16 protein-coding genes are annotated in these 20,510 nt (G+C 66.2%); 6 read left to right on the plus strand and 10 right to left on the minus strand.

The window, feature by feature from the left end:
* Positions 1 to 81 precede the first annotated feature (81 nt).
* Entirely contained in the window at positions 82 to 960 is an 879-nt protein-coding gene (locus SriyCCGPB3_RS06870) for a plasmid replication/partition related protein (protein ID WP_110711751.1), read from the minus strand.
* Positions 961 to 1,023: 63 nt separating this feature from the next.
* The gene (locus tag SriyCCGPB3_RS06875; protein ID WP_153856916.1) at positions 1,024 to 2,376 is read right to left on the minus strand and encodes an aspartate aminotransferase family protein; all 1,353 of its coding nucleotides are present in this window, start codon (positions 2,374 to 2,376) and stop codon (positions 1,024 to 1,026) included.
* Positions 2,377 to 2,480: 104 nt separating this feature from the next.
* Here SriyCCGPB3_RS06875 and SriyCCGPB3_RS06880 point away from each other — a divergent pair, with 104 nt between their 5' ends.
* Complete coding sequence (locus SriyCCGPB3_RS06880) at positions 2,481 to 3,977, plus strand: aldehyde dehydrogenase (RefSeq protein ID WP_350260012.1); 1,497 nt, start codon at positions 2,481 to 2,483, stop codon at positions 3,975 to 3,977.
* 153 nt (positions 3,978 to 4,130) lie between these two features.
* Here SriyCCGPB3_RS06880 and SriyCCGPB3_RS06885 read toward each other — a convergent pair whose 3' ends face one another.
* On the minus strand, positions 4,131 to 4,772 hold the full coding sequence (locus tag SriyCCGPB3_RS06885) for a hypothetical protein (protein WP_153856918.1): 642 nt from the start codon (positions 4,770 to 4,772) through the stop codon (positions 4,131 to 4,133).
* 156 nt (positions 4,773 to 4,928) lie between these two features.
* On the opposite strand from SriyCCGPB3_RS06885, the gene SriyCCGPB3_RS06890 reads away from it, so the two are divergent.
* A complete protein-coding gene (locus SriyCCGPB3_RS06890) occupies positions 4,929 to 6,221 on the plus strand; it encodes an MFS transporter (protein ID WP_180847697.1) in 1,293 nt (430 codons plus the stop codon).
* Here SriyCCGPB3_RS06890 and SriyCCGPB3_RS06895 read toward each other — a convergent pair.
* The 3 genes from SriyCCGPB3_RS06895 to SriyCCGPB3_RS06905 all read right to left on the minus strand — a co-directional run bounded on the left by SriyCCGPB3_RS06895 (position 6,202) and on the right by SriyCCGPB3_RS06905 (position 9,723).
* A complete protein-coding gene (locus tag SriyCCGPB3_RS06895; protein ID WP_004151683.1) occupies positions 6,202 to 6,663 on the minus strand; it encodes a bacteriohemerythrin in 462 nt (153 codons plus the stop codon). The two genes, SriyCCGPB3_RS06890 and SriyCCGPB3_RS06895, sit on opposite strands and share 20 nt — an antisense overlap.
* A gap of 85 nt (positions 6,664 to 6,748) precedes the next feature.
* Positions 6,749 to 8,092, minus strand: a complete 1,344-nt coding sequence (locus tag SriyCCGPB3_RS06900) for a diguanylate cyclase (RefSeq protein ID WP_350260013.1) — start codon at positions 8,090 to 8,092, stop codon at positions 6,749 to 6,751.
* A 95-nt stretch (positions 8,093 to 8,187) separates the two neighbouring features.
* Positions 8,188 to 9,723: an MASE1 domain-containing protein gene (locus SriyCCGPB3_RS06905; RefSeq protein WP_153856956.1), complete on the minus strand. Its 1,536-nt coding sequence runs from the start codon at positions 9,721 to 9,723 to the stop codon at positions 8,188 to 8,190.
* A gap of 346 nt (positions 9,724 to 10,069) precedes the next feature.
* Between SriyCCGPB3_RS06905 and SriyCCGPB3_RS06910 the strand changes: the two genes are divergently transcribed.
* Positions 10,070 to 10,489 (plus strand): hypothetical protein, encoded by a 420-nt coding sequence (locus SriyCCGPB3_RS06910; protein WP_228756488.1) that lies wholly within the window; start codon positions 10,070 to 10,072, stop codon positions 10,487 to 10,489.
* A 108-nt stretch (positions 10,490 to 10,597) separates the two neighbouring features.
* Here the strand turns inward: SriyCCGPB3_RS06910 and SriyCCGPB3_RS06915 are convergent, their stop codons facing one another.
* The 3 genes from SriyCCGPB3_RS06915 to SriyCCGPB3_RS06925 all read right to left on the minus strand — a co-directional run bounded on the left by SriyCCGPB3_RS06915 (position 10,598) and on the right by SriyCCGPB3_RS06925 (position 15,314).
* Positions 10,598 to 12,193: an MASE1 domain-containing protein gene (locus SriyCCGPB3_RS06915; protein WP_248859902.1), complete on the minus strand. Its 1,596-nt coding sequence runs from the start codon at positions 12,191 to 12,193 to the stop codon at positions 10,598 to 10,600.
* Positions 12,194 to 12,378: 185 nt separating this feature from the next.
* Positions 12,379 to 13,986: an MASE1 domain-containing protein gene (locus tag SriyCCGPB3_RS06920; RefSeq protein WP_153856923.1), complete on the minus strand. Its 1,608-nt coding sequence runs from the start codon at positions 13,984 to 13,986 to the stop codon at positions 12,379 to 12,381.
* Positions 13,987 to 14,036: 50 nt separating this feature from the next.
* Positions 14,037 to 15,314, minus strand: coding sequence for an NAD(P)/FAD-dependent oxidoreductase (locus SriyCCGPB3_RS06925; RefSeq protein ID WP_433963285.1), 1,278 nt, complete (start codon positions 15,312 to 15,314; stop codon positions 14,037 to 14,039).
* A 161-nt stretch (positions 15,315 to 15,475) separates the two neighbouring features.
* Here SriyCCGPB3_RS06925 and SriyCCGPB3_RS06930 point away from each other — a divergent pair, with 161 nt between their 5' ends.
* From SriyCCGPB3_RS06930 to SriyCCGPB3_RS06940, 3 genes are all read left to right on the plus strand, one after another.
* The gene (locus SriyCCGPB3_RS06930) at positions 15,476 to 16,237 is read left to right on the plus strand and encodes a gamma-glutamyl-gamma-aminobutyrate hydrolase family protein (RefSeq protein ID WP_153856924.1); all 762 of its coding nucleotides are present in this window, start codon (positions 15,476 to 15,478) and stop codon (positions 16,235 to 16,237) included.
* Complete coding sequence (locus tag SriyCCGPB3_RS06935; protein WP_153856925.1) at positions 16,234 to 17,631, plus strand: glutamine synthetase family protein; 1,398 nt, start codon at positions 16,234 to 16,236, stop codon at positions 17,629 to 17,631. The genes SriyCCGPB3_RS06930 and SriyCCGPB3_RS06935 overlap by 4 nt, the downstream gene beginning before the upstream one ends.
* 91 nt (positions 17,632 to 17,722) lie before the next feature.
* On the plus strand, positions 17,723 to 18,832 hold the full coding sequence (locus SriyCCGPB3_RS06940; protein ID WP_153856926.1) for a polyamine ABC transporter substrate-binding protein: 1,110 nt from the start codon (positions 17,723 to 17,725) through the stop codon (positions 18,830 to 18,832).
* A gap of 39 nt (positions 18,833 to 18,871) precedes the next feature.
* Here the strand turns inward: SriyCCGPB3_RS06940 and SriyCCGPB3_RS06945 are convergent, their stop codons facing one another.
* Entirely contained in the window at positions 18,872 to 20,272 is a 1,401-nt protein-coding gene (locus SriyCCGPB3_RS06945; RefSeq protein WP_153856927.1) for a flavin-containing monooxygenase, read from the minus strand.
* Positions 20,273 to 20,510: the final 238 nt, after the last annotated feature.

Here is a 20,510-nt window from a genome sequence, read left to right on the forward strand (position 1 = left end):
GTGCCGGCCGCTGGCCGGCATCCGCAACGCACCCGGAACGTTCATGGGGTTGCCGGCCAGCGGCCGGCACTACCCGGTGGTTCAGAGCGCTTCGAGCTGCTTGCGCAACGCCGCCAGCTGCGCGCGCAGGGTGTCGTTCTCGCGGGTCAGCGCGACCACGCGGCGGCGCAGCGCCGGCGCATCCTCGCCCAGCTGCTCCAGCGCCGACAGCACCTCGGCGTCGCGGCTGGCGATCTCGTCCTCGTCCGCTTCCTCGAAGTCCATCTCGGCTGCTTCCGGCTTCGGTGCGCGCGGCTTGCGCTTGGACTCCCGCACGCGCTTGGCGGCCTGCTTCAGCTCATCCTTGCCACCGGCGGCAGCGGCGCGCTGCTCGTCTTCCGGCAGGTCGGCCACGGCAGCAGCGGCGCTGATCGAGATCACGCCGGCCTTCACCGCTTCCACCACCTCGGCCGCGGCCTGGGCGTGGATGCGTTCGATCATGCCGACCTGGCTGGTGCTCAGCTTGGCCTCGCGGGCCAGCTCGGCGCGGCTGATCTTCGGTGCCGGCTCCCACGGCGGGCTGTCCTCACCCGCGTCCTCGACGGCTTCGGCGGTGCCATCGCTCTCGCGCTGCAGCTGCGCCTGCTCGATCTGCTTGCGGGCGGCCAGGATGTCGCGCTTGCGCAGCGCCAGCACACCGCGCTGGAAATCGGACACGCTGCGGCGGCCCAGGTGCTGCTCGATCATCCACAGGTGCACGTCTTCCATGCTCTGGAAGCGGGTGTTCTGCACGGTATTGAACGGCAGGCCGTGCTTTTGGCAGATGCCGAAACGGTTGTGGCCATCGACCAGCACGTCACCCCACAGCACCAGCGCATCGCGGCAGCCTTCGGCCAGGATGCTGCGCTCCAGCGCGTCATGTTCGTCCGCGGTCAGCGGGTCGATGTAGGCCTTGAGTTCTTCTTTGACGACGATATCCATGGGCACGGCAGCGAGCAGGAGCGGAACCGCCCATTGTACCCGCTCGCCACCGCCGGCCCGGGCTCAGGCGGTGGCCCGGATCATCTCGCCCAGGGTGCCGGTGATCTGGTCGATCTGTGCCTTGTCCACGATCAGCGGCGGCGACAGCGCGATGATGTCGCCGGTACAGCGCACCAGTAGCCGGCCGTCGTGGAAGCAGCGCCGGAACACCTCGTAGCCACGGCTGCCGGGGGCATCGCGGCGCGGTGCCAGCTCGACCGCGCCGACCAGCCCGAAGTTGCGGATGTCGATCACGTTGGGCAGGCCCTGCAGCGCATGCAGGCGTTCCTGCCAGTATTCGCCCAGCTCTATGGCACGCTCGAACAGGCGCTCCTCGGCATAGACCTCCAGCGTGGCCAGCGCCGCCGCACAGGCCAGCGGATGCCCCGAGTAGGTATAGCCATGGAACAGCTCGATGGCCTGTGGCGGTGCCTGCATCAGGGTTGCATGCACGGCGTCGCTGGCCAGCACGCCACCCAGCGGTACCGCGCCGTTGCTGACCGCCTTGGCGAAGGTCAGCAGGTCCGGAGTGACTCCGAAGCGCTGCGCGGCGAAGGGCATGCCGACCCGGCCGAAGCCGGTGATGACCTCGTCGAACACCAGCAGGATGCCGTGGTGGTCGCACAGCTCGCGCAGGCGCTGCAGGTAGCCCGGCGCGGGCAGGATCACCCCGGCAGATCCGGCAATGGGCTCGACGAACACCGCCGCGATGGTCGAGGCGTCGTGCAGCGCGATCAGTCGTTCCAGGTCGTCGGCCAGCTCGGCGCCCTGGCGCGGCAGGCCCCTGCTGAACGCATTGCGCGGCAGGTCCAGGGTATGCCGCAGGTAGTCCACGCCGCCCAGCTGCAGGCCGAACGCCCTGCGGTTGTTGGGCAGTCCACCCAGTGCCATGCCGCCGAAGCCCACTCCGTGGTAGGCCTTCTCGCGGCTGATGAAGCGGGTGCGCTGGCCCTCGCCACGCTGGCGGTGGTAGGCCAGCACGATTTTCATCGCGGTATCCACCGCCTCCGAGCCGGAGCTGGTGAAGAACACATGGTTGAGCGGGGCAGGCGCCAGTGCGGCCAGCCGCTGCGCCAGCGTGAAGGCCGGCGGCGAGCCCATCTGGAAGGCCGGCGAATAGTCGAGGGTACGTGCCTGCTCGACGATGGCCTCAACGATGCGCGGGCGGGCGTGGCCGGCGTTGCAGCACCACAGGCCGGCGGTGCCGTCGAGGATCTGGCGGCCGTCGACGTCCTCGTAGTGCATGCCTTCGGCGCGTACCAGCAGGCGCGGCGCGGCCTTGTACTGGCGGTTGGCGGTGAACGGCATCCAGTACGCGTCCAGTGACTCGGGACGCTGGGTGGCCAGGTCGTGCAGGTCGCTTTCGGGACGCTTCATGCCAGCTCCATCGGGTCCGATACGACGAATGTAGCGCAGCCGCGTCACGGTGGAGTCGCGGCGGTCCCGGTATAACCAAGGCTCGTTGACCGCTGGAGCTTACCATGGCCGATTTCCCCGACCGCAGCCACTGGCAGGCGCTGTCCCTTCAGCTCTCGATGCCGGGCCAGGCCTTCATCGACGGCCGTTATGTCGATGCCGCCAGCGGCGCCCGCTTCGACTGCATCAGCCCGATCGATGGTCGCGTGCTGGGCGCGGTTGCCGACTGCGACGCGCAGGATGTCGAGCGCGCGGTACTGGCCGCGCGGCGCAGCTTCGAGGCGGGCCACTGGTCGCAGGCGAGCCCGGCGCATCGCAAGCGCGTGTTGCTGGCGCTGGCCGCGCTGGTGGAGAAGCACGCCGATGAGCTGGCGCTGCTGGAAACCCTGGACATGGGCAAGCCGGTGCGTGACGCGCGCCGTATCGACCTGCCCGGTGTGGTGCGCTGCCTGAGCTGGACCGCCGAAGCGGTGGACAAACTGTATGGCGAGATCGCGCCGACTGGCCCGCACGAACTCGGACTGGTCACCCGCGAGGCCGCGGGCGTGGTGGCGGCCATCGTGCCGTGGAATTTCCCGTTGCTGATGGCCTGCTGGAAGATCGCGCCGGCACTGGCGATGGGCAATTCGGTGGTGCTCAAGCCTTCGGAGCGGTCGCCGCTGAGTGCGCTGCGGCTTGCGGCGCTGGCCGCCGAGGCGGGCCTGCCGGAGGGCGTGCTGAACGTGCTGCCGGGCCATGGCACGCGCGTCGGCGAACCGCTGGCCCTGCACATGGACGTGGATGTGTTGGCGTTCACCGGTTCCACTGCCACCGGCGCGAAGCTGCTGGAGTGTTCCGGGCGATCCAACCTCAAGCGGGTCTGGCTGGAATGCGGCGGCAAGAGCCCGCACGTGGTGTTCGCCGACGCTCCCGATCTGGACGCGGCGGCCAAGGCCGTGGCGCAGGGCATCTTCTTCAACCAGGGCGAAGTCTGTACCGCCGGGTCGCGCTTGCTGGTGCAGCGCTCGATCCGTGAGGATTTCGTGCACCAGGTGGTTGCTTATGGCCAGCACATGCAGCCGCAGCATCCGCTGGACGCCGACGCACCGATGGGCGCGCTGGTGGACGCCGCGCATCTGGACAAGGTGATGCGGGATATCGCACGCGCCGAAGCTGAAGGTGCCCGCCTGCTGCTGGGCGGGCATCGTGCCGAGGTGGAGGCGGGTGGCAGCTATGTGCAGCCGACGGTGTTCGACCAGGTGCGCCCGGAGCAGGCCTTGGCACGCGAGGAAGTGTTCGGGCCGGTGCTGGCGGTGCTCGGTTTCGACGACGAGGCCGAAGCCGTGCGCGTGGCCAACGACAGCCGCTACGGACTGGCCGCCGGTCTCTGGACACGCGATCTGGGCCGCGCGCATCGGGTTGCGCGCCAGCTACGCGCCGGCAGCGTCTGGGTGAACGGCTGGGATGGCGGCGACATGACCGCACCGTTTGGTGGTTACAAGCAGTCCGGCAACGGCCGCGACAAATCGCTGCACGCCTTCGACAAGTACAGCGAGATCAAGGCCACCTGGATCCAGTTGTAACGACGCGGCTGCTTGACCGCTGTTCGCTCTTTGTAGAGTCGAGCCTTGCTCGACTACTTTTCGTTCTTCGGTAGAGCCGAGCCATGCTCGGCTGCTTTTCGCGAAGAGCAGTCGAGCCTTGCTCGACTCTACAGAAGGAAGACAGCTGTCGAGCTACCGGCAGCGGGCACTCACCTGCAGCACTGCCACACGCAGCATGTCGCGGTCGGCTTCTTCGACGGCATTCTGGAAGTAATCCATGTCCTGCCGGCCCAGCTCACACGGGTCGACAATGTATCCCGGTGGCCACAAACCCAGCAGTTGCGCTACGCCATGCACGATCTGCTCCGGCGTCATCTGCCGGCGGATCCGGAAGTAATTGCGGCGCGGCGCGAATGCCGGGTGTATCTCGCGGTGACCAATAAGGCGCGGAGCGACACCCGCAGCGCTGATGCCGTCGCCACCGTCGATGCTGCCCGCCGGGAGGCCCAGGATCAGCGGCGCCGCAACGACCGTTTCCTCTGCGGCTGGTAGGGGGGAATCTGTCTGGGCAGCCGGGGCAGGACGTGGCATCGCCGACGCGGACGGACGCGTCACCGGTGCGGAGCGCAGGGTAGGCTGTAAAGGCGCCAGCGTCGGCGGTTCCGGTGGCAGCCAGCGCAGCGAGATCCTTGCGTCGTCATCACTGCGCAGCATGATCCTGCCGCTGCCCAGCAGCCACAGCGCCATCAATCCATGCACCAGCAGTACCACCAGCCACGCCGCCATGCGCGGCAGCTTCGGCGAATCGGACCACGACAGTGTGACTGCATCCATCGGCAAAGCATCCATGCAGGGACCGGTGGCGCAGCCTAGCCGGACGCCCGAAAAATTTCGTTGGCATCGGTGTCGGCTGAAACCATCGCCCCGTGCGGCCACCAGCCCGTGGCAGAATCGGGCGATCCGCCGTTACCCGTGTTGCCGATGTCGACGATCACCGCTGCCGCGCCGCCCGTGAACTCCCCCCGCCGTGTCCTGCTGGCCAGCCTGATCGGCACCACCATCGAATTCTTCGATTTCTACATCTACGCCACGGCCGCGGTGCTGGTGTTCCCACACCTGTTCTTCCCGGACAGCAGCGAACAGGCGGCCCTGTTGCAGTCACTGGCGACCTTCGCGGTGGCGTTCATCGCGCGGCCGGTCGGCTCGGCGGTGTTCGGCCATTTCGGCGACCGCATCGGCCGCAAGGCCACCCTGGTCGCCGCGTTGCTGACCATGGGCCTGTCCACGGTGCTGATCGGTTTGCTGCCGACCCACGCGCAGATTGGCCTGTGGGCCCCCGCGCTGTTGGCGCTGTGCCGCTTCGGCCAGGGCTTGGGGCTGGGCGGCGAGTGGGGTGGGGCAGTGCTGCTGGCCACCGAGAACGCACCGCCGGGCAAACGTGCCTGGTACGGCATGTTCCCGCAGCTGGGTGCGCCGCTCGGCTTCCTGCTGTCGGCCGGCATTTTCCTGGTGCTCGGCCGCTGCCTGAGCCAGGATGACTTCCTGCAGTGGGGCTGGCGTATCCCGTTCGTGGCCAGCGCACTGCTGGTCGGCCTTGGCCTATGGGTGCGCCTGAACATCCACGAGACGCCGGACTTCAAGAAGGCGCTGGAGCGCAAGGCGCCGGTGCGGCTGCCGATGTGGACGGTACTGCGTGACCACCCGGTACCGATGCTGCTCGGCACGCTGGGTGCGTTCGCCACCTTCGTGCTGTTCTACCTGATGACGGTGTTCAGCCTCGGCCACGGCACCGCGGTGCTGGGCTACAGCCGCGAGCAGTTCCTGCTGATGCAGATGGCCGGCATGCTGTTCTTCGCGCTGGGCATTCCACTGTCGGCGCGCTATGGCGACCGTTGGGGCACGCGGCGCACGATGATTGTCGCCAGCGTACTGATCGTCGGCTTCGGTGTGCTGTTCGCGCCGCTGTTCCAGCCGCACAGCCCGTGGCTGGTCACGGCCTTCCTGTGCCTGGGCCTGTTCCTGATGGGTCTGACCTACGGCCCCTGTGGCACCTTCCTGGCCGAGATCTATCCGGTGGAGGTGCGCTACACCGGCGCCTCGCTGTCATTCAATCTGGCCGGCATTCTCGGTGCGGCACCGGCGCCGTACCTGGCCACCTGGCTGGCCGAACGCTTCGGTCTGGTCGCGGTCGGCTACTACCTGTGTCTGACTGCGGTGGCGACCCTGTGCGCGCTGGTGGCACTGCACCGGCGCGCCCTGCGGCTCAACCAAAGAAGCGCTTGAGCGTACGCCCCAGCCAACCGCCGCCCTGGTGCTCGCGGGCGAACTGGTTCAGGTGCGCCTTGACCTGTTCGGCATAGGCCTGGTCATCACCGCGGATGTGGTTGAACAGCCAGCGCGAGAGCATGGTGCGTAGTTCGTCGCTGATGTCCTCGCCGGCCTGGAAGCGCATGCGGTATTCCGATACCCGCTTGATGAAGACCTCATGCACGCGCTTGTGCGCGGCACAGAACGGGTAGCCCGCTTCTTCCATCAGCTCTTCTTCGAACGCGAAGTGCGACATGGTGTAGTCCACCACCTCGTCGATCACTTCACCCACCGCCGCACGCTGCATGCTGGCCTGGGCCACGTGCAGGTGGTTGAGCATCTCGATGATGCGGCGGTGTTGCTGATCGATCACATCGATGCCGATGTTCAGATCGTCCTGCCAGACCAGTAGTGCCATCCCCGGCGCCCCTTCATGCGTATGTCGGGGCCGACTGTAGATCCGCCACGCGGTCGTGGCGTTGATCTGGATCAAAGCGCGCCGGTCAGGGCAGGGCAGGCTCGCGCGGGCGCAGCGGGCTGGCCACGGTGGTGCAGCTGACCCGGTTGCGGCCGCCAGCCTTGGCCAGGTACAGCTGGCGATCGGCCTCGGAGATCAGCCGGTGCAGCGCATCACGCTGCGGGCGCAGGCAGCACAGGCCGATGCTGACCGTCATGCGCAGGGTGGCGGTGCCGATGTCCACTTCCAGCGCGGCGATGCGCTGGCGCAGTTCCTCGAAGTACTGCAGTGCTTCGTCCTGTTCCATGTCCGGCACCAGCAGGCAGAACTCCTCGCCACCGAAGCGTGCGATCAGGTCCTGGCTGCGTGCATGCGCGGCCACCGCACCGGCCACCGCACGCAGCGCATCGTCGCCGGCTTCGTGGCCATGGGTATCGTTGATGTGCTTGAAGTGGTCGATGTCGATCATCGCCACCGCCACGCACTGGCCGTGCAGCTGCAGTTGCGGCAGCTGGCGTTGGCTCTGCTCCAGGAAGCAGCGGCGGTTGGGGAGGCCGGTGAGGAAGTCGCGGGTGGCCAGATCCTGCAGGGTGCCGATCAGTTCCAGCTGATCCACGTTCTGCGAGACCCGGCAGAAGAATTCCTCGCGCGAGAATGGCTTGCGCAGGAAGTCGTTGGCACCGTTCTTCAGGAAGCGCGGGATCAGCGAGGCGTCGGTGTTGCCGGAGATACCGATCACCGCCACCTTGTCGCGCGAGCGCAGGGTACGCAGGCGGCGGGTGAATTCCACGCCCTGCATGCCGGGCATTTCCTGGTCGACCACCGCCAGGCGGATCGCCGGATGCGCCTCGATCGCGGCCAGGCCCTCGTTGCCATCGGCCGCTTCGTGCACCTCATGGCCGTACATGCGCAGCAGGGCGGCGGCATAGCCGCGCGCGGACGGCGAATCGTCCACCACCAGCGCCGCGATGCGGCGGTTGCGTTCCAGCCGTTGCACCAGCCACACCAGGTAGTCGATGCTGCCGGGGGTGTTCTTCAGTACGTAGTCGATGATCTGCTGCTGCAGCACGCGCTTGCGCAGGTCCTCGTCGTACACGCCGCTGACCACCACGGTCGGCAGGTCGCGCTTGAGGAAGAACTCGACCACCGCATCGCGGTCGCCGTCGGCCAGCACCAACCCGGTCAGCACCAGGAACCAGCCGGCACCCTCTCTCAGCAGGCGATCGGCCTCGGCCAGGGTGGAGGCGATCACCACCGGCAGTTCCAGGCGTTGCTCGATGGCTTCGCGCAGCATGCCGGTAAAGGCACGGGAATTTTCGACCAGCAGGATCCGCTGTGGCAACGGATCGGCCAGGTCGCCATCGACGGCGGCCTGCGGCAGGACGGGCATGATGCGGTGGCTCACGAAGGAGGGCTCGGCACGGATAGCGGCGGTTTCGGGTGTAACTTTAGCGGCGAACGTTGCGCGCCGGGCCAGATCCCGTGTCAGGCCGCCGCTGGCGAGGCGTGGGTGATCGATTCATGCAGGACGAGTCGCAGGCGGTTGCTCCGGCAGTGGACCGTTCCGCCGTAGGCAAGCATCCGTCCGGCCAGACGCTCGACGGCCTGTTGGGTGGTGCGTGTCGACAGCGTGCAGTCACGGTCGAGCAGGCTCACTACGGCAACGATGCCGCGACGTCCGCCCGCGCGGCCACTTCGGGCGCGCACGCAGACCTGCCCGGTCTCCAGCTCCAGCAGCAGCGACACCGCCTCGATCAGGGAGCGGTAAATGGCCAGTTGCAGATCCACGGTCAGCAGGCAGGGGTTGCCCGCCAGCCTGGGCGGAATGACGCGGTGCGTGTTGTTCCAGATTTCGCATGCACCACCGGCTTGCAGGGCGATGTACAGCCCCACCTGCTCCAGTCCGGTGGGATAGACCAGGCTGGCCTGTTCACGGAACAGCCGTGAGTGCACGGATGAAGCGTGTTGCAGGCTGTTCGCCACTGCATGATGGCCCTGAGCCTTCAGCCAGCTGACCATTTCAACGAGCGAGCTGTCCATGCCGTCGCTCAGATGCTTCAGGTGGACGGCCCGTTCACGCAGCTCCCGCTCGCTGGTCTGGTGGGAACTGCGTGCCAGGCGCAGCGTCGTTTCTTCGGCCAGGCCGCGGGACCGGGCGCGCTGATGGTGGTAGCTGATGCTGGACCCGAGCGCGAGCAGCGCGACACTCATCACCGCCATGTTCTGCTGGGTGGAAAACGTGCCCAGATCGAACGAGGCCGGTAGGCCGGTGCTGGGAGTGGCGAAATGAAGTGGAAGGTTCAACAGCGGAATCGCGATGGCGGCGCCACGCCATCCATGCATGAAGGTCAGAGCGATGGCGGGGAGTGCCGCCAGCAGCACAAGGTGGGTACGGGTCGAATGGGCATCCGTCGAAATCAGCTGCATGCACAGCCCCAGCCCCAGCATCAGGGCGATGGCCGCGAGGGATGGAGCGAGCAACGTCTTCTGCCATGGAGAAGCGGAGCGCCGCCGGGCCCACAGAAGGGCCAGGGGGGCCATGGTAATGATCGCGGCAAAATGACCAAATACGACTCTTTCGGCAGCATCCAGCAGGGTGTCCGGGGGAGGAACTGGCCACAGCAGGCGAGAAAGGCTCAGATTGAGGCCGGTAACGGCAACCGCTGCCGAGATTGAAAGGGACAGCAGCCAGAATCCGGTGGCTGCCTCGGATATGGCTTTTCTCAGATGGAGGTGAACTACCAGCATCGCCATCGGCATCAGCAGCGTGGACGCCAGGATGACCCATTCCAGACCGTACTCGTCGATCGTAGGGATGCGCAGATATGCGAAGTAGCCCAATTCTCCCAGCAGTACATAAGGCCATCGGCGTTGTGGAACGATCAAAAGCGCTGCCACGCGGATACCGGCGGGAAGGAAAAACTGGTCCAGGGAAAACTGTCGGGCGGAAACGCAGGCAATAGCGTACGCGGCAGCCAAGAGAAGCCCGGCCGGGTGCACTGGAATGCCGGCTAGTGCCATGTTCTTCACGGCGCTCCATCTCGGATGGGCTGGTACGCGAGCAACGCTCACATTCCCTCGGGGCGGTAACGGTCCAGCGGCGAAAGTAGCGGTACTTCGCGGGGTGTGCAACGGTATTGGCAGAAACTCCGCCGTTGTCCGTATCCACGTAGGGCGAGTGATGCGAACGGCGGGGTTGTGAGCGGCGCAAATATGCTGACAGGGAAGCGTGTCCTGAGATTGTTCACGTCGCCAGGGGGGCACTCAGGGGATATTGCACTATCTGCCAAGGCCGCGCCTGTGTTGCCTTGATGTTGTCCACCTTTCAATCATGGAGATGCCTGTGAGATTTTCCCGGTTGTCGAAGTTGAGCGCCGCTGCTGCGCTGCTGGTCGTTCCTGCGCTGTCGTTTGCCTGCTGTCCGGGCGGAGGGCAGGGTGTACCACTGGCAACGGCTGGGTTGGGTGAGAGCCAGCCTGCGGCGCTTGATCTGAGTTCAGATCCCGCATGGCTTGTCTACGCATTCGAGCGGGATGGAGTGTCGTACTACCAGGTCAATGATCTGACCGGCCAGGTCAATCTGATCGTTGCCAACATCGAATCGACGTTCTGGGCATTGCCGGCCGGCAAGACCGTAGCTCGCGTGTCGTTGCCGTCCAAGCCTTTGGCGATACCGAAGAATGCTCGCCGCAGCGTTGTCTTCCGCGGGCCTGATTTTTCTCTGGTCGTCTATGGAGAGGGGCGTGGGGCAGTCTGGTCCGTCGAGCGCGAGGTCAGTAACAAATGAGGGGCTGAGTACAGGTGGCCTGCCTGTGGCTTGCTTCGCAGAGGGAGGAAACACCTCTGCGGGGGCGAGCCACAGGCGTCGCCTGGGCTATCGATCGTCCGCCTGCGATCACTGGCGCGCGGGCGTCTCGCAAATGTCGTTTCGCTTGTATGGAAGTGTTCCGCGCTCGGCCTCGCCTGCAGTGTCCAGCAACACCATGGTGATGCGGTGGCCCCGGCATTGCACGCGTCCGGAATAGGCGTGCACGCGTGCAGAGAGTCGATCAATGGCGCTTTCCATGGTTCGCGAGGCGAGTGTGCGATGTCGGTCCAGCAGCGCGACCCTCAGCACGATACCGTGCATGCCTCTATAGCGACCACAGCGAGCACTGATCTGGATCTGGCCGGATTCGTCCTTCAGGAAAAGGGATACCGCTTCGGCAAAGGTGCGATACGCGGCAAGCTGCAGGCCCATGCTCAGCTGGCATGGATCCCCGCCAAGTATCGGACGGACGATGCGATGGCTGGCGTTCCAGGTTTCGCTGAGTCCCCCGGCACGCAAGGCGACATAGAGGCCTGCATGCTCGAGCTCCGTGGGATAGACCATACTGGTCAGTTCACGGAATCGTCGTGAGCGTTGCGAGAAGGTGCGGAGCAGATCAGACGCAGGAACTTCATGGCCATCGGCCTTGAGTTGTTGCACGGTCTCTCCCAGAGCCTCTTCGATGTCATCTGCAATCTGGCGCAGGCCCAGCGCGCGTTCGCGCAGGTCCTGCTCGTTGGCAAGATGCGCCGAGCGCGAGAGTGCATTGACCCGCGATGCTGACATCGCTACAGGTGTGCGCTGATTGTAATGATGGGTGATGCGCGGTCCCAGCGCGATAAGCGCTGTACTAGTGATGGCAATGATCTGCTGGGTGAAGAAAGTGGTCTCGTCGAATGACCCGGGCAGACCCGTGGTTGGCATGGTCTGGCTGAGGATGATGTTCATCAGCGGAACACCCACAGCGGCTCCTCGCCAACCGTGCATGCAAGTCAGTGCGATGACTGGCAGCACCAGCAACAACTGCAGCGTTGCTCGTGCCGAGTGATCCTCCGTGCTGACTTGGAGCAGCAGGGCGCCCAGCATGCCCAGCGAAGTGAGGGCTGCGATGGTCGGTCGGCGTCGCCAGGTCGTCCAGTCATAGCCGCTGTGTCGGCGTATCCAGAGCAGCGCCAGGGGCGCGACCGTAAGGATTGCAATGTAGTCGCTGAGCACGTAGAGCATCGCGTTCGTGTAGAACGGCATGCTCGGTGGAACTGGCCACAGCATGTGAATCAGACCGAGCTTGAGAGCAGTGGCCATCAGCGCAGCGGATGCCGCGATCGAAAGCAACCAGCTTTCGGTGGTGGAAGCAATCAGCTTGTGATGAAGATGAACGATCAGCGCCACTGCAGGTATGAGGCATGCGGATCCGAAAATGACCCAGGCCATTCCGTAATCTTCAATCATCGGATAGCGCATGTGGGCGAAGTAGGCATACTCGCCAAGGACCAGATAGGCCCACATTCGCTTCGGGGTCAGCAAGAGCGCCGCAACACGGATTCCAGCCGGAAGGAAGAACTGATCGACGGAAAGGTGCCAGGTGGTCCAGCACGCGACAGCGTAAAGTACCGCCAGCGCAAGGCCTGCCGGGCGGATACGGAAACTCAGCTCAAACCCATTTCTCAGCCACTTCAAACGCAAGCCTCCCCTGCTCGTCGAACACTATCGCTGTCCAGTCGATACATGACGCACTCCCTTCAGCGCGACAGTATCGATAGATTCAGATGGGCGCAATCTCACCCTTCCATCCGTGATGCGGACATACGAAAAGGAGACTTGGAGAATGTCACGACAACGTTGTGATATTCATCGCATTTTTCGCCGGGCTACCAAGAGTGGGGGGCTGTCCCGGGCGGCTGCAGACTGGCAGGTACACCGGTTCCCCAGATCGAGGCCTCTTCGCCCTGTGATGCATCGGCTGCTTCTACCAGCATCAACCTGATTCTCCTACGGCCACAATGCAGTGCACCACGATAGGCGGTTATTCGAGCAGATAATTGGGACGTTGCAAGATCGAGGGTTGCCGTTGACAGCGTCTGATGCGGATCCATCGCCGCAACCACAACGAGGATGCCGCGGTGACCGGCACGTTGCCCGCAGCGGGCCCGGACCATGAGCTGGCCTTTCTCGCTGCCCAGGAGGATCGAAACCGCTTCGACGATCGAGCGATAGGCTGCCAGCTGCAAACCGGGGCTGAGCTGACACGGGTCACCCATCAACCTGGGTTGCCCGATTCGATGCGTGGCATTCCACGCCTCACGCACTCCACCCGCCTGCAAGGCCACGTACAAGCCCAGCCGTTCCAGGGCGGCGGGATAGATCATGCTGGCCTGGGCCCGGAACAGGCGTGAATGCACCTCCGAGGTATGCCGCAGGCTGTCTGCGACAGCGTGATGGCCCTGCGCATGCAGCCAGTTCACCATTTCGTTCAGCGACAGGTCCATGCCATCGCCCAGCTGGCGCAGATGGGCCGCGCGCTCACGCAGGTCCATCTCGCTGGCCAGATGTGAATTCCGCGCAAGCTGCAGGGCCGCTCTGCCATCTTCCTCGCGCAACCGGTGCTGGCTCTGGAAGTGGGTGATGCGCGCGCCCAGCAGCAGGAGGGCGATGCTGGCGATCGCCATGGCCTGCTGGGTAGCGAAGGTAGCCGGGTCGAATGCCGTCGGATGGTCGGCGGGAGTGCTGAGGCCAAGAATCATGTTGACGGCGGCGACACCGATGGCCGCACCGCGCCATCCCAGCAGGCATGTCAGGGCGATTGCGGGAATAGGCAGGATCAACAACAACTGCAGCGAGCCAGGGGCGGTGATCGAGGCAGGTACCGGCGTCGCCTGCAGGCCAATGACCAGCATGGCTCCGAGGGCTCCGACGGTGGCCGCAACAGACCGGACCGTCCATTGTTCCTCGGCGCGGCGGATCCACAGCAGTGCCAGAGGCGCCAGGATCAGGATGCCGGTGAAGTCGCCCAGCGCATAGCGCAGCAGGTTGGTGACAAATGACGCGTTTTGCAACGGTTCCCAGAGCAGGTACGAGATTCCCAGGTTGAGCAGGCTGATGACCGTCGCGGCGCATACCGCAATGGAGATCACGCCGACGATCGTGGTACGTGCCAGCAGCTTGCGGTGCAAGCGCACGATCAGCATCACGGCAGGCATCAGGAACACCGAGGCGAGGATCACCCAGGTCAGGTTGTACTTGCTGATCAGGGGAATGCGCAGATGCGCGAAGTAGGCGTATTCACCGATCAGCAGGTAGGGCCAAAGACGGGGCGGGCACAACAGCAATGCGGCCACCCGCACGCCAGCAGGCAGGAAGAACTGGTCCAGTGACAGCTTGCGTGCGCCCCAGCAGGCGAGGGCATAGAGCAGCGCCAGCGCCAGCCCCTCGGGGCTGACCCGTATCCTCACCTGCAGGCCGTCCTTCCACCACTGCATCCACGTGCTCCCCAGCTCCTGCGCCGATTATGTGGCTGGGAAGGGCCCCGCTACCACAACGCATCCCGCAGCTTGTACCACGACATCGCTGCCACCAGCAGCGGCATCCGCAGCAGCCGCCCACCAGGGAAGGGCGCATGGCGCAGGCGCTGGAACACGTCCAGGCGCTCGCTCTGACCGGCGATGGCAGCGGCAATCACCTCGCCGGCCAGCCCGGCGGCGGCCACCCCATGGCCGGAGAACCCCTGCGCGAAGTACAGGTTGCCATCCAGCCGGCCCCAGTGCGGGGCGCGGTTGCGGGTAATGTCCACATAGCCGCCCCAGACCTGGTCCAGCGCCACGTCAGCCAACTGCGGAAACACCTCATGCATGCGCCGCTGCATCACCCCGCGCAGACCGGGCGGCGGCAGCGCCGAATAGCTGGCGCGGCCGCCGAACAGCAGCCGGTGGTCGTGGCTGAGGCGGAAGTAGTCCAGTGCCCAGGCGGTGTCGGCCACGGCCATGTTGTTGCCGATCAGGGCACGTGCACGCTCGGCGCCGAGCGGCTCGCTGGCGCCGATATAGGTGCCGACCGGCATGATGCACCGCTCCAGCTCGGGCAGCAGGCCCTGCAGCCACGCGTTGCCGGCGACCACCAGGTGTGCGGCGCGCACGCTGCCCTGTGCGGTGTGCAGGGCAGGCTGCGGTCCGCGCTGCACGCGGGTTACCGCCGAATGCTCGTGGATCACCACGCCGGCCGCGCGCGCCGCATCGGCCAGCCCACGCGCATAGGCCAGTGGATGCAGGTGCGCGCTGAGTGGGTCGAACATCGCGGCGCGGTAGCGCGGGCTGTCCAGCTGCGCGCGCAGGGCATCGCGGTCCCACCACTGCATGGGGTAGTCGTAGTGGCGTTGCAGGTGCTCGCAGTTGGCCAGCAGGTCACGCTCATGGCGTTCGCGGATGGCGACGCTGGCATGGCCTTCCACCCAATGGCAGTCGATGCCATGGCGGTCGATGCGCGTACGCATGGCCTGCACCGCATCGCGTGACCAGTCGAACAGGTGGCGCGCATCATCACGGCCGAGCTGGCGCTCCAGCTCGTCCACCTCGCAGCCATAGCCGACCAGCGCCTGGCCGCCGTTGCGGCCGGACGCGCCCCAGCCGATCCGCTGCGCTTCCAGCAGCACCACGCGCTGGCCACGGGCGGCCAGTTCCAGCGCGGCGGTCAGGCCGGTGTAGCCGGCGCCGAGCACCGCCGCATCGGCCTGCACATCCCCCTGCAAAGGGGGCAGCGCGGCCGGCTCGGGGAGACTGGCGGCGTACCAGCTGGGCGGGAAGGCGGCGCTCACTGCAGGCCTCGCGGGTGCAGGGCAGGAGGACGGAGCGGGGCAGGTCGATCAGCGTTCACCAACCTAGTTTCGCCGATGCGTGACGGCTGTGGTGTGACGGCACCGACTTGCCGCCTTCGCCGGGCGACGGGTAACGTGGCGGCACGCCAAGGAGTTTTCCCATGCGCCGCCTGCCCTGGGTGGGCCTGCCCACCGACAGCACCGTGCTCGGCCATCACCGATTCGCGATGGCCGGCGAGAAGTACGTGCGCGCGCTGGCCGAGGCTGCCGAAGTGACCCCGGTTGTATTGCCGAGCCTGCAGCCTCCTTTGCCGGCTGGCGAATGGCTGCAGGGGCTCGATGGCCTGCTGTTGACCGGCGCGGTCAGCAACATCGAACCGCAGCACTATGAGGGCGGCCGCAGCTGGCCGGGCAATCCGCATGACCCGGCCCGTGATGCCAATGCGTTCGCGCTGCTGCGCGAGGCGCTGGCGTTGGACCTGCCGGTGCTGGCGATCTGTCGCGGCTTCCAGGAACTGAACGTCGCGCTGGGTGGCAGCCTGCATCCGCAGGTGCATGCGGTGCCTGGCCTGGCCGACCATCGCGAAGACCCGCAGGCGCCGGTGGAAGTGCAGTATGGGCCGGCCCATGCGGTGACCCTGGCCGCCGATGGCTGGCTGGCGCAGTGGCACGGCAGTGGCCGCGCGCAGGTCAATTCGGTGCACGGGCAGGGTATCGCCCGCCTGGCGCAGGGGCTGCAGGTGGAGGCCGTGGCCGACGATGGGCTGGTCGAAGCGGCACGCAGCCTGCACCATCGTTTCGTGCTCGGCGTACAGTGGCACCCGGAGTGGCGTGTCATGCAGGCGCCGTTCTATCACGCTATTTTCCGTGCGTTCGGCCAAGCTTGCCGGCAGCACCAACAGAACCGACTGGATTCCCGATGAGTTCCCGAACGCGCCCGCGCAAGACGGCCACGCCCCCCGCACCGCAGGAAAGCACGCTGCTGCGCTGGCTGAAGGAGCGGCGCATCACCGAGGTGGAATGCCTGGTGCCGGACATCACCGGCAACGCGCGCGGCAAGATCATTCCCGCCGACAAGTTCTCGCATGACTACGGTACGCGGCTGCCCGAAGGCATCTTCGCCACCACCGTCACCGGCGAGTTTCCCGATGACTACTACGAGCTGACCTCGCCGTCGGACTCGGACATGATGCTGCGCCCCGACCCGGATACGGTGCGGATGGTGCCGTGGGCGGCCGACGCCACCGCGCAGGTCATCCACGATTGCTACACCAAGAACGGCGAGCCGCATGAGCTGGCACCGCGCAACGTGCTGCGCCGCGTGCTGGCGGCCTATGCCGAACTGGGCCTGCGCCCGGTGGTGGCGCCGGAGCTGGAGTTCTTCCTGGTGCAGAAGAACACCGACCCGGACTTCCCGCTGCTGCCACCGGCCGGCCGTTCCGGGCGCCCGGAAACCGCGCGGCAGTCGTACTCCATCGATGCGGTCAACGAGTTCGACCCGATCCTCGACCTGATGTACGACTACGCCGATGCGATGAAGCTGGACGTGGACACCCTGATCCATGAATCCGGCGCGGCGCAGCTGGAAGTCAACTTCACCCATGCCGATGCGATGGACCTGGCCGACCAGGTGTTCCTGTTCAAGCGCACCATGCGCGAGGCGGCGATGCGCCACGGGGTGTATGCCACGTTCCTGGCCAAACCGATGGAAAACGAGCCGGGTAGTGCCATGCACATCCACCAGAGCCTGGTGCGGGTGAGCGACGGCAGCAACGTGTTCGCCGGCGAGACCGATGCCGAAGGCGAGTTCAGCCCGGTGTTCGGCCACTACCTGGGCGGCCTGCAGAAGTACGTGCCGCAGGCGATGGCCTTCTTCGCGCCGAACGTGAATTCCTACCGCCGGCTGGTGTTCGGCGAGGTCTCGCCGAGCAACGTGCACTGGGGCTATGACAACCGCACCTGCGGGCTGCGCGTGCCGCTGGACACGCCGGAAAACATGCGCGTGGAAAGCCGTTTCGCCGGTTCCGATGCCAACCCGTACCTGGCGATGGCCGCGACACTGGCCTGCGGCCTGCTCGGCATCCGTGAGCGGCTGGCACCGGATGCACCGGTGACCGGCAGTGCCAAGGAACTGGGCTACAACCTGCCGCGCTCGCTGGGCGAAGCACTGGACGGCCTGGAGCAGTGCAGCGAGCTGCAGGCCCTGCTGGGCGAGCGCTTCTGCCGCGCCTACATCTCGGTCAAGCGCAAGGAATACGAGACCTTTTTCCGCGTCATCAGCTCGTGGGAGCGCGAGTTCCTGCTGCTGAACGTCTGAGCACCTGGAATAGAAAAATCCGCCGCCGGGGGGTAGGCTGGCACCCGTCGCCGGCCCCGCCGGCCCCCCTTTCCGCATTCTGGAGCACCCGATGAAGCTGCGTATCCTCACGCTCGGCCTGGCCTCCGCCATGCTTGCCGCCTGCAGCGGTGGCAACGGCGGCGCGCAGGACAGCCAGGTCCTGAACGTCTACAACTACAGCGATTACATCGCCGAGGACACCATCCCGACCTTCGAGAAGGAGAGCGGCATCAAGGTGACCTACGATGTGTTCGACAGCGACGAGATGGTCGAGACCAAGCTGCTGGCCGGCAACAGCGGCTACGACGTGGTGGTGCCGACCCTGAACTTCTTCGGCCGCCAGATCCAGGCCGGCGTGTTCCTGCCGCTGGACAAGAGCAAGATCCCGAACCTGGCCAACCTCGATCCGGCGGTGATGAAGCGCATCGCCACCCAGGACCCGGGCAACCAGTACGGCGTGCCGTACATGATCGGCACCACCGGCATCGGCTACAACGTGGACATGCTGAAGCAGCGCTTCGGCGGCAGCGCCGACATCGCCAACAGCTGGGACCTGGTGTTCAAGCCGGAGAACATCAGCAAGATGAAGGACTGCGGCGTGACCATCCTGGACACGCCGGCGGACATGATCCCGATCGCACTGCATTACCTGGGCCTGGACCCGCACAGTGGCGACCCGGCCGAGCTGCAGAAGGCCGCCGACCTGCTGAAGTCGATCCGCCCGTACGTGCAGAACTTCCACTCCTCGCAGTACGTGGGTTCGCTGGCCAACGGCGGTACCTGCCTGGTAGTCGGCTGGTCGGGTGACATCATCCAGGCCCGCGACCGTGCCGAGGAAGCCAGCAATGGCGTGCACGTGGCCTATTCGATCCCGAAGGAAGGCGCCCCGCAGTGGTTCGACATGCTGGCGATCCCGAAGGATGCCAAGCATCCGGAAGCCGCGTACGCGTTCATCAACTACCTGCTGCAGCCGAAGGTTGCCGCGGCCAACACCAACTTCATCCACTACGCCAACCCGGTGCCGACCGCGACCCCGCTGGTGGATGAGGCGATCCGTACCGACCCGACCATCTACCCGCCGGCCGACGTGGCCGACAAGATGTTCACGTACTCGATCAACACGCCGGAGACCGACAAGCTCTACACCCGGCTGTGGACCGAAGTGAAGACCGGCCGTTAAGCCGGTCTGGCGCCGCCGGGCCATGCCCGGCGGATTGCTTCATCCTTGGCCGGGCGCGGTACCGCCGCCCTGGCCAAGGTGCCGCAGGATCGCTGGCAACAGGTCGCGTGCATCGCGACCGCCGTTGCACAGGAACGATGAACTCATCCGCTGCAGGTTGTGCATGCCGATGAAGAACAGCCCCGGATGCGGTGAAACGCCGAACTCGCCGAGCGGATAGCCATGCGCGTCCAGCACGCCCTGCACATCGAGCCAGGGCCATTCGGCGACGAAGCCGGTGGCCAGCACCACCGAACGGATGCCTTCCGTCTGCAGATCCAGTTCACGCGGGGCGGCGTCCGGCTCCCAATGCAGGTAGACCTCGTCGGGAATGTAGCGGGCATCGTCGGTGCGTGGCTCGGGGCGCGTGGCGTAGTACGCGCTGGCCAGCGAATCGAGATAGGCATATTCGGTCCGTGTCGCCTCGATCGCGGTGCGCAGCTGCGGGCGCACATCGGCGAAGCGGGCGACGTTTCCATCGAAGCCCTGCAACCGGCCCAGCAACCTGATGCCTGCGCGGTGCATCGCCAGCAGGCTGATCGAGCTGCCCAGGCCGGCACGCCCCTTGCCGGAAATCAGCGGGAACTCCGCGGTGCGGGCCTTGCGCAGCGCATCCGGTTCTCCGGCCAGGACGGCGGCCGCTTCACTCACATGCTGGTGGATACGCCCGGCCATGTCCCACCAGGTCATCGAGTCCTTGCCGCGCAGCCGGCGGGTATGCGAATGCCGCTGGGCCAGTGACCAGTACACGCTGCGACCGCTGTCGCGCAGGTCCTGGGCGATCTGCGCGCCGGACTGGCCGCCACCGATGACCAGCACGGCGCCATCGGGCAGCTGGCGGGGGCTGCGGTAGTCGCCGGAGTGCAGCACCGTCAGACCCGGTGCGGGCGCGAAGGGGACCCGGGGCATCCGCGCGCGGCGGTACTCACCGGTAGCGACTACCACCGCGCGGGCGTGGATCTGCCCCTGGCTGCTGTCGATGGCATAGCCTCCGGGCCCAGGTGCGACCCGGTGTACCCCGCATCCCTCGCTGATCGGCAACGAGCGTTCGTCGGCATAGTCGCGCAGCCGCCGGATCACCTCCGGGGCCCCCATGAAACCTTCCGGGTCGTCACCCGCATAGGCATGGCCGTGCAGGGCCATCGTCGCGTTGGCGGTGTTGGTCTGGAACGAATCCCAGCGCCGCTGCCAGCTGGCGCCCACGGTTTCGGCCTCCAGCACGCGATGCTCGACGCCGGCTTCCTGCAGGAGCGCGCTGAGGGACAGCCCGGCCTGGCCGGCGCCGATGATGACCAGCGGCAGCGTTGCAGGCAGGGAGCCCGGCAGGCGGGGCGGGAAAGGGGAGGGGCTGTCCGGGGAAGTCACCAGGGTGGGTCCATGCAAGGGCTTGATCCGGGCCATTGCGCGGGGAATGCCCCGGGCCTTCAACAGATCCGGTTCTGAAAAACGTTGCAGATCGGGCCGTCGCCGGTGCTGTCTGGCCGGGACGGCGGCATGGACGACCGGGCAGCCGCGGCCTTGGAGCGGACAGGCCACTCTGGCGGGGGAAAACCGACACCCCTCGAGGCCCCGGAGCCGGCCAGCGGCCGCTTCCGCCTGCCGCCGTCATATCCCCTGCGGCCCCCGGCCGTTAGAATGG

Source organism: Stenotrophomonas riyadhensis, assembly GCF_040256885.1.
GTDB lineage: Bacteria > Pseudomonadota > Gammaproteobacteria > Xanthomonadales > Xanthomonadaceae > Stenotrophomonas > Stenotrophomonas riyadhensis.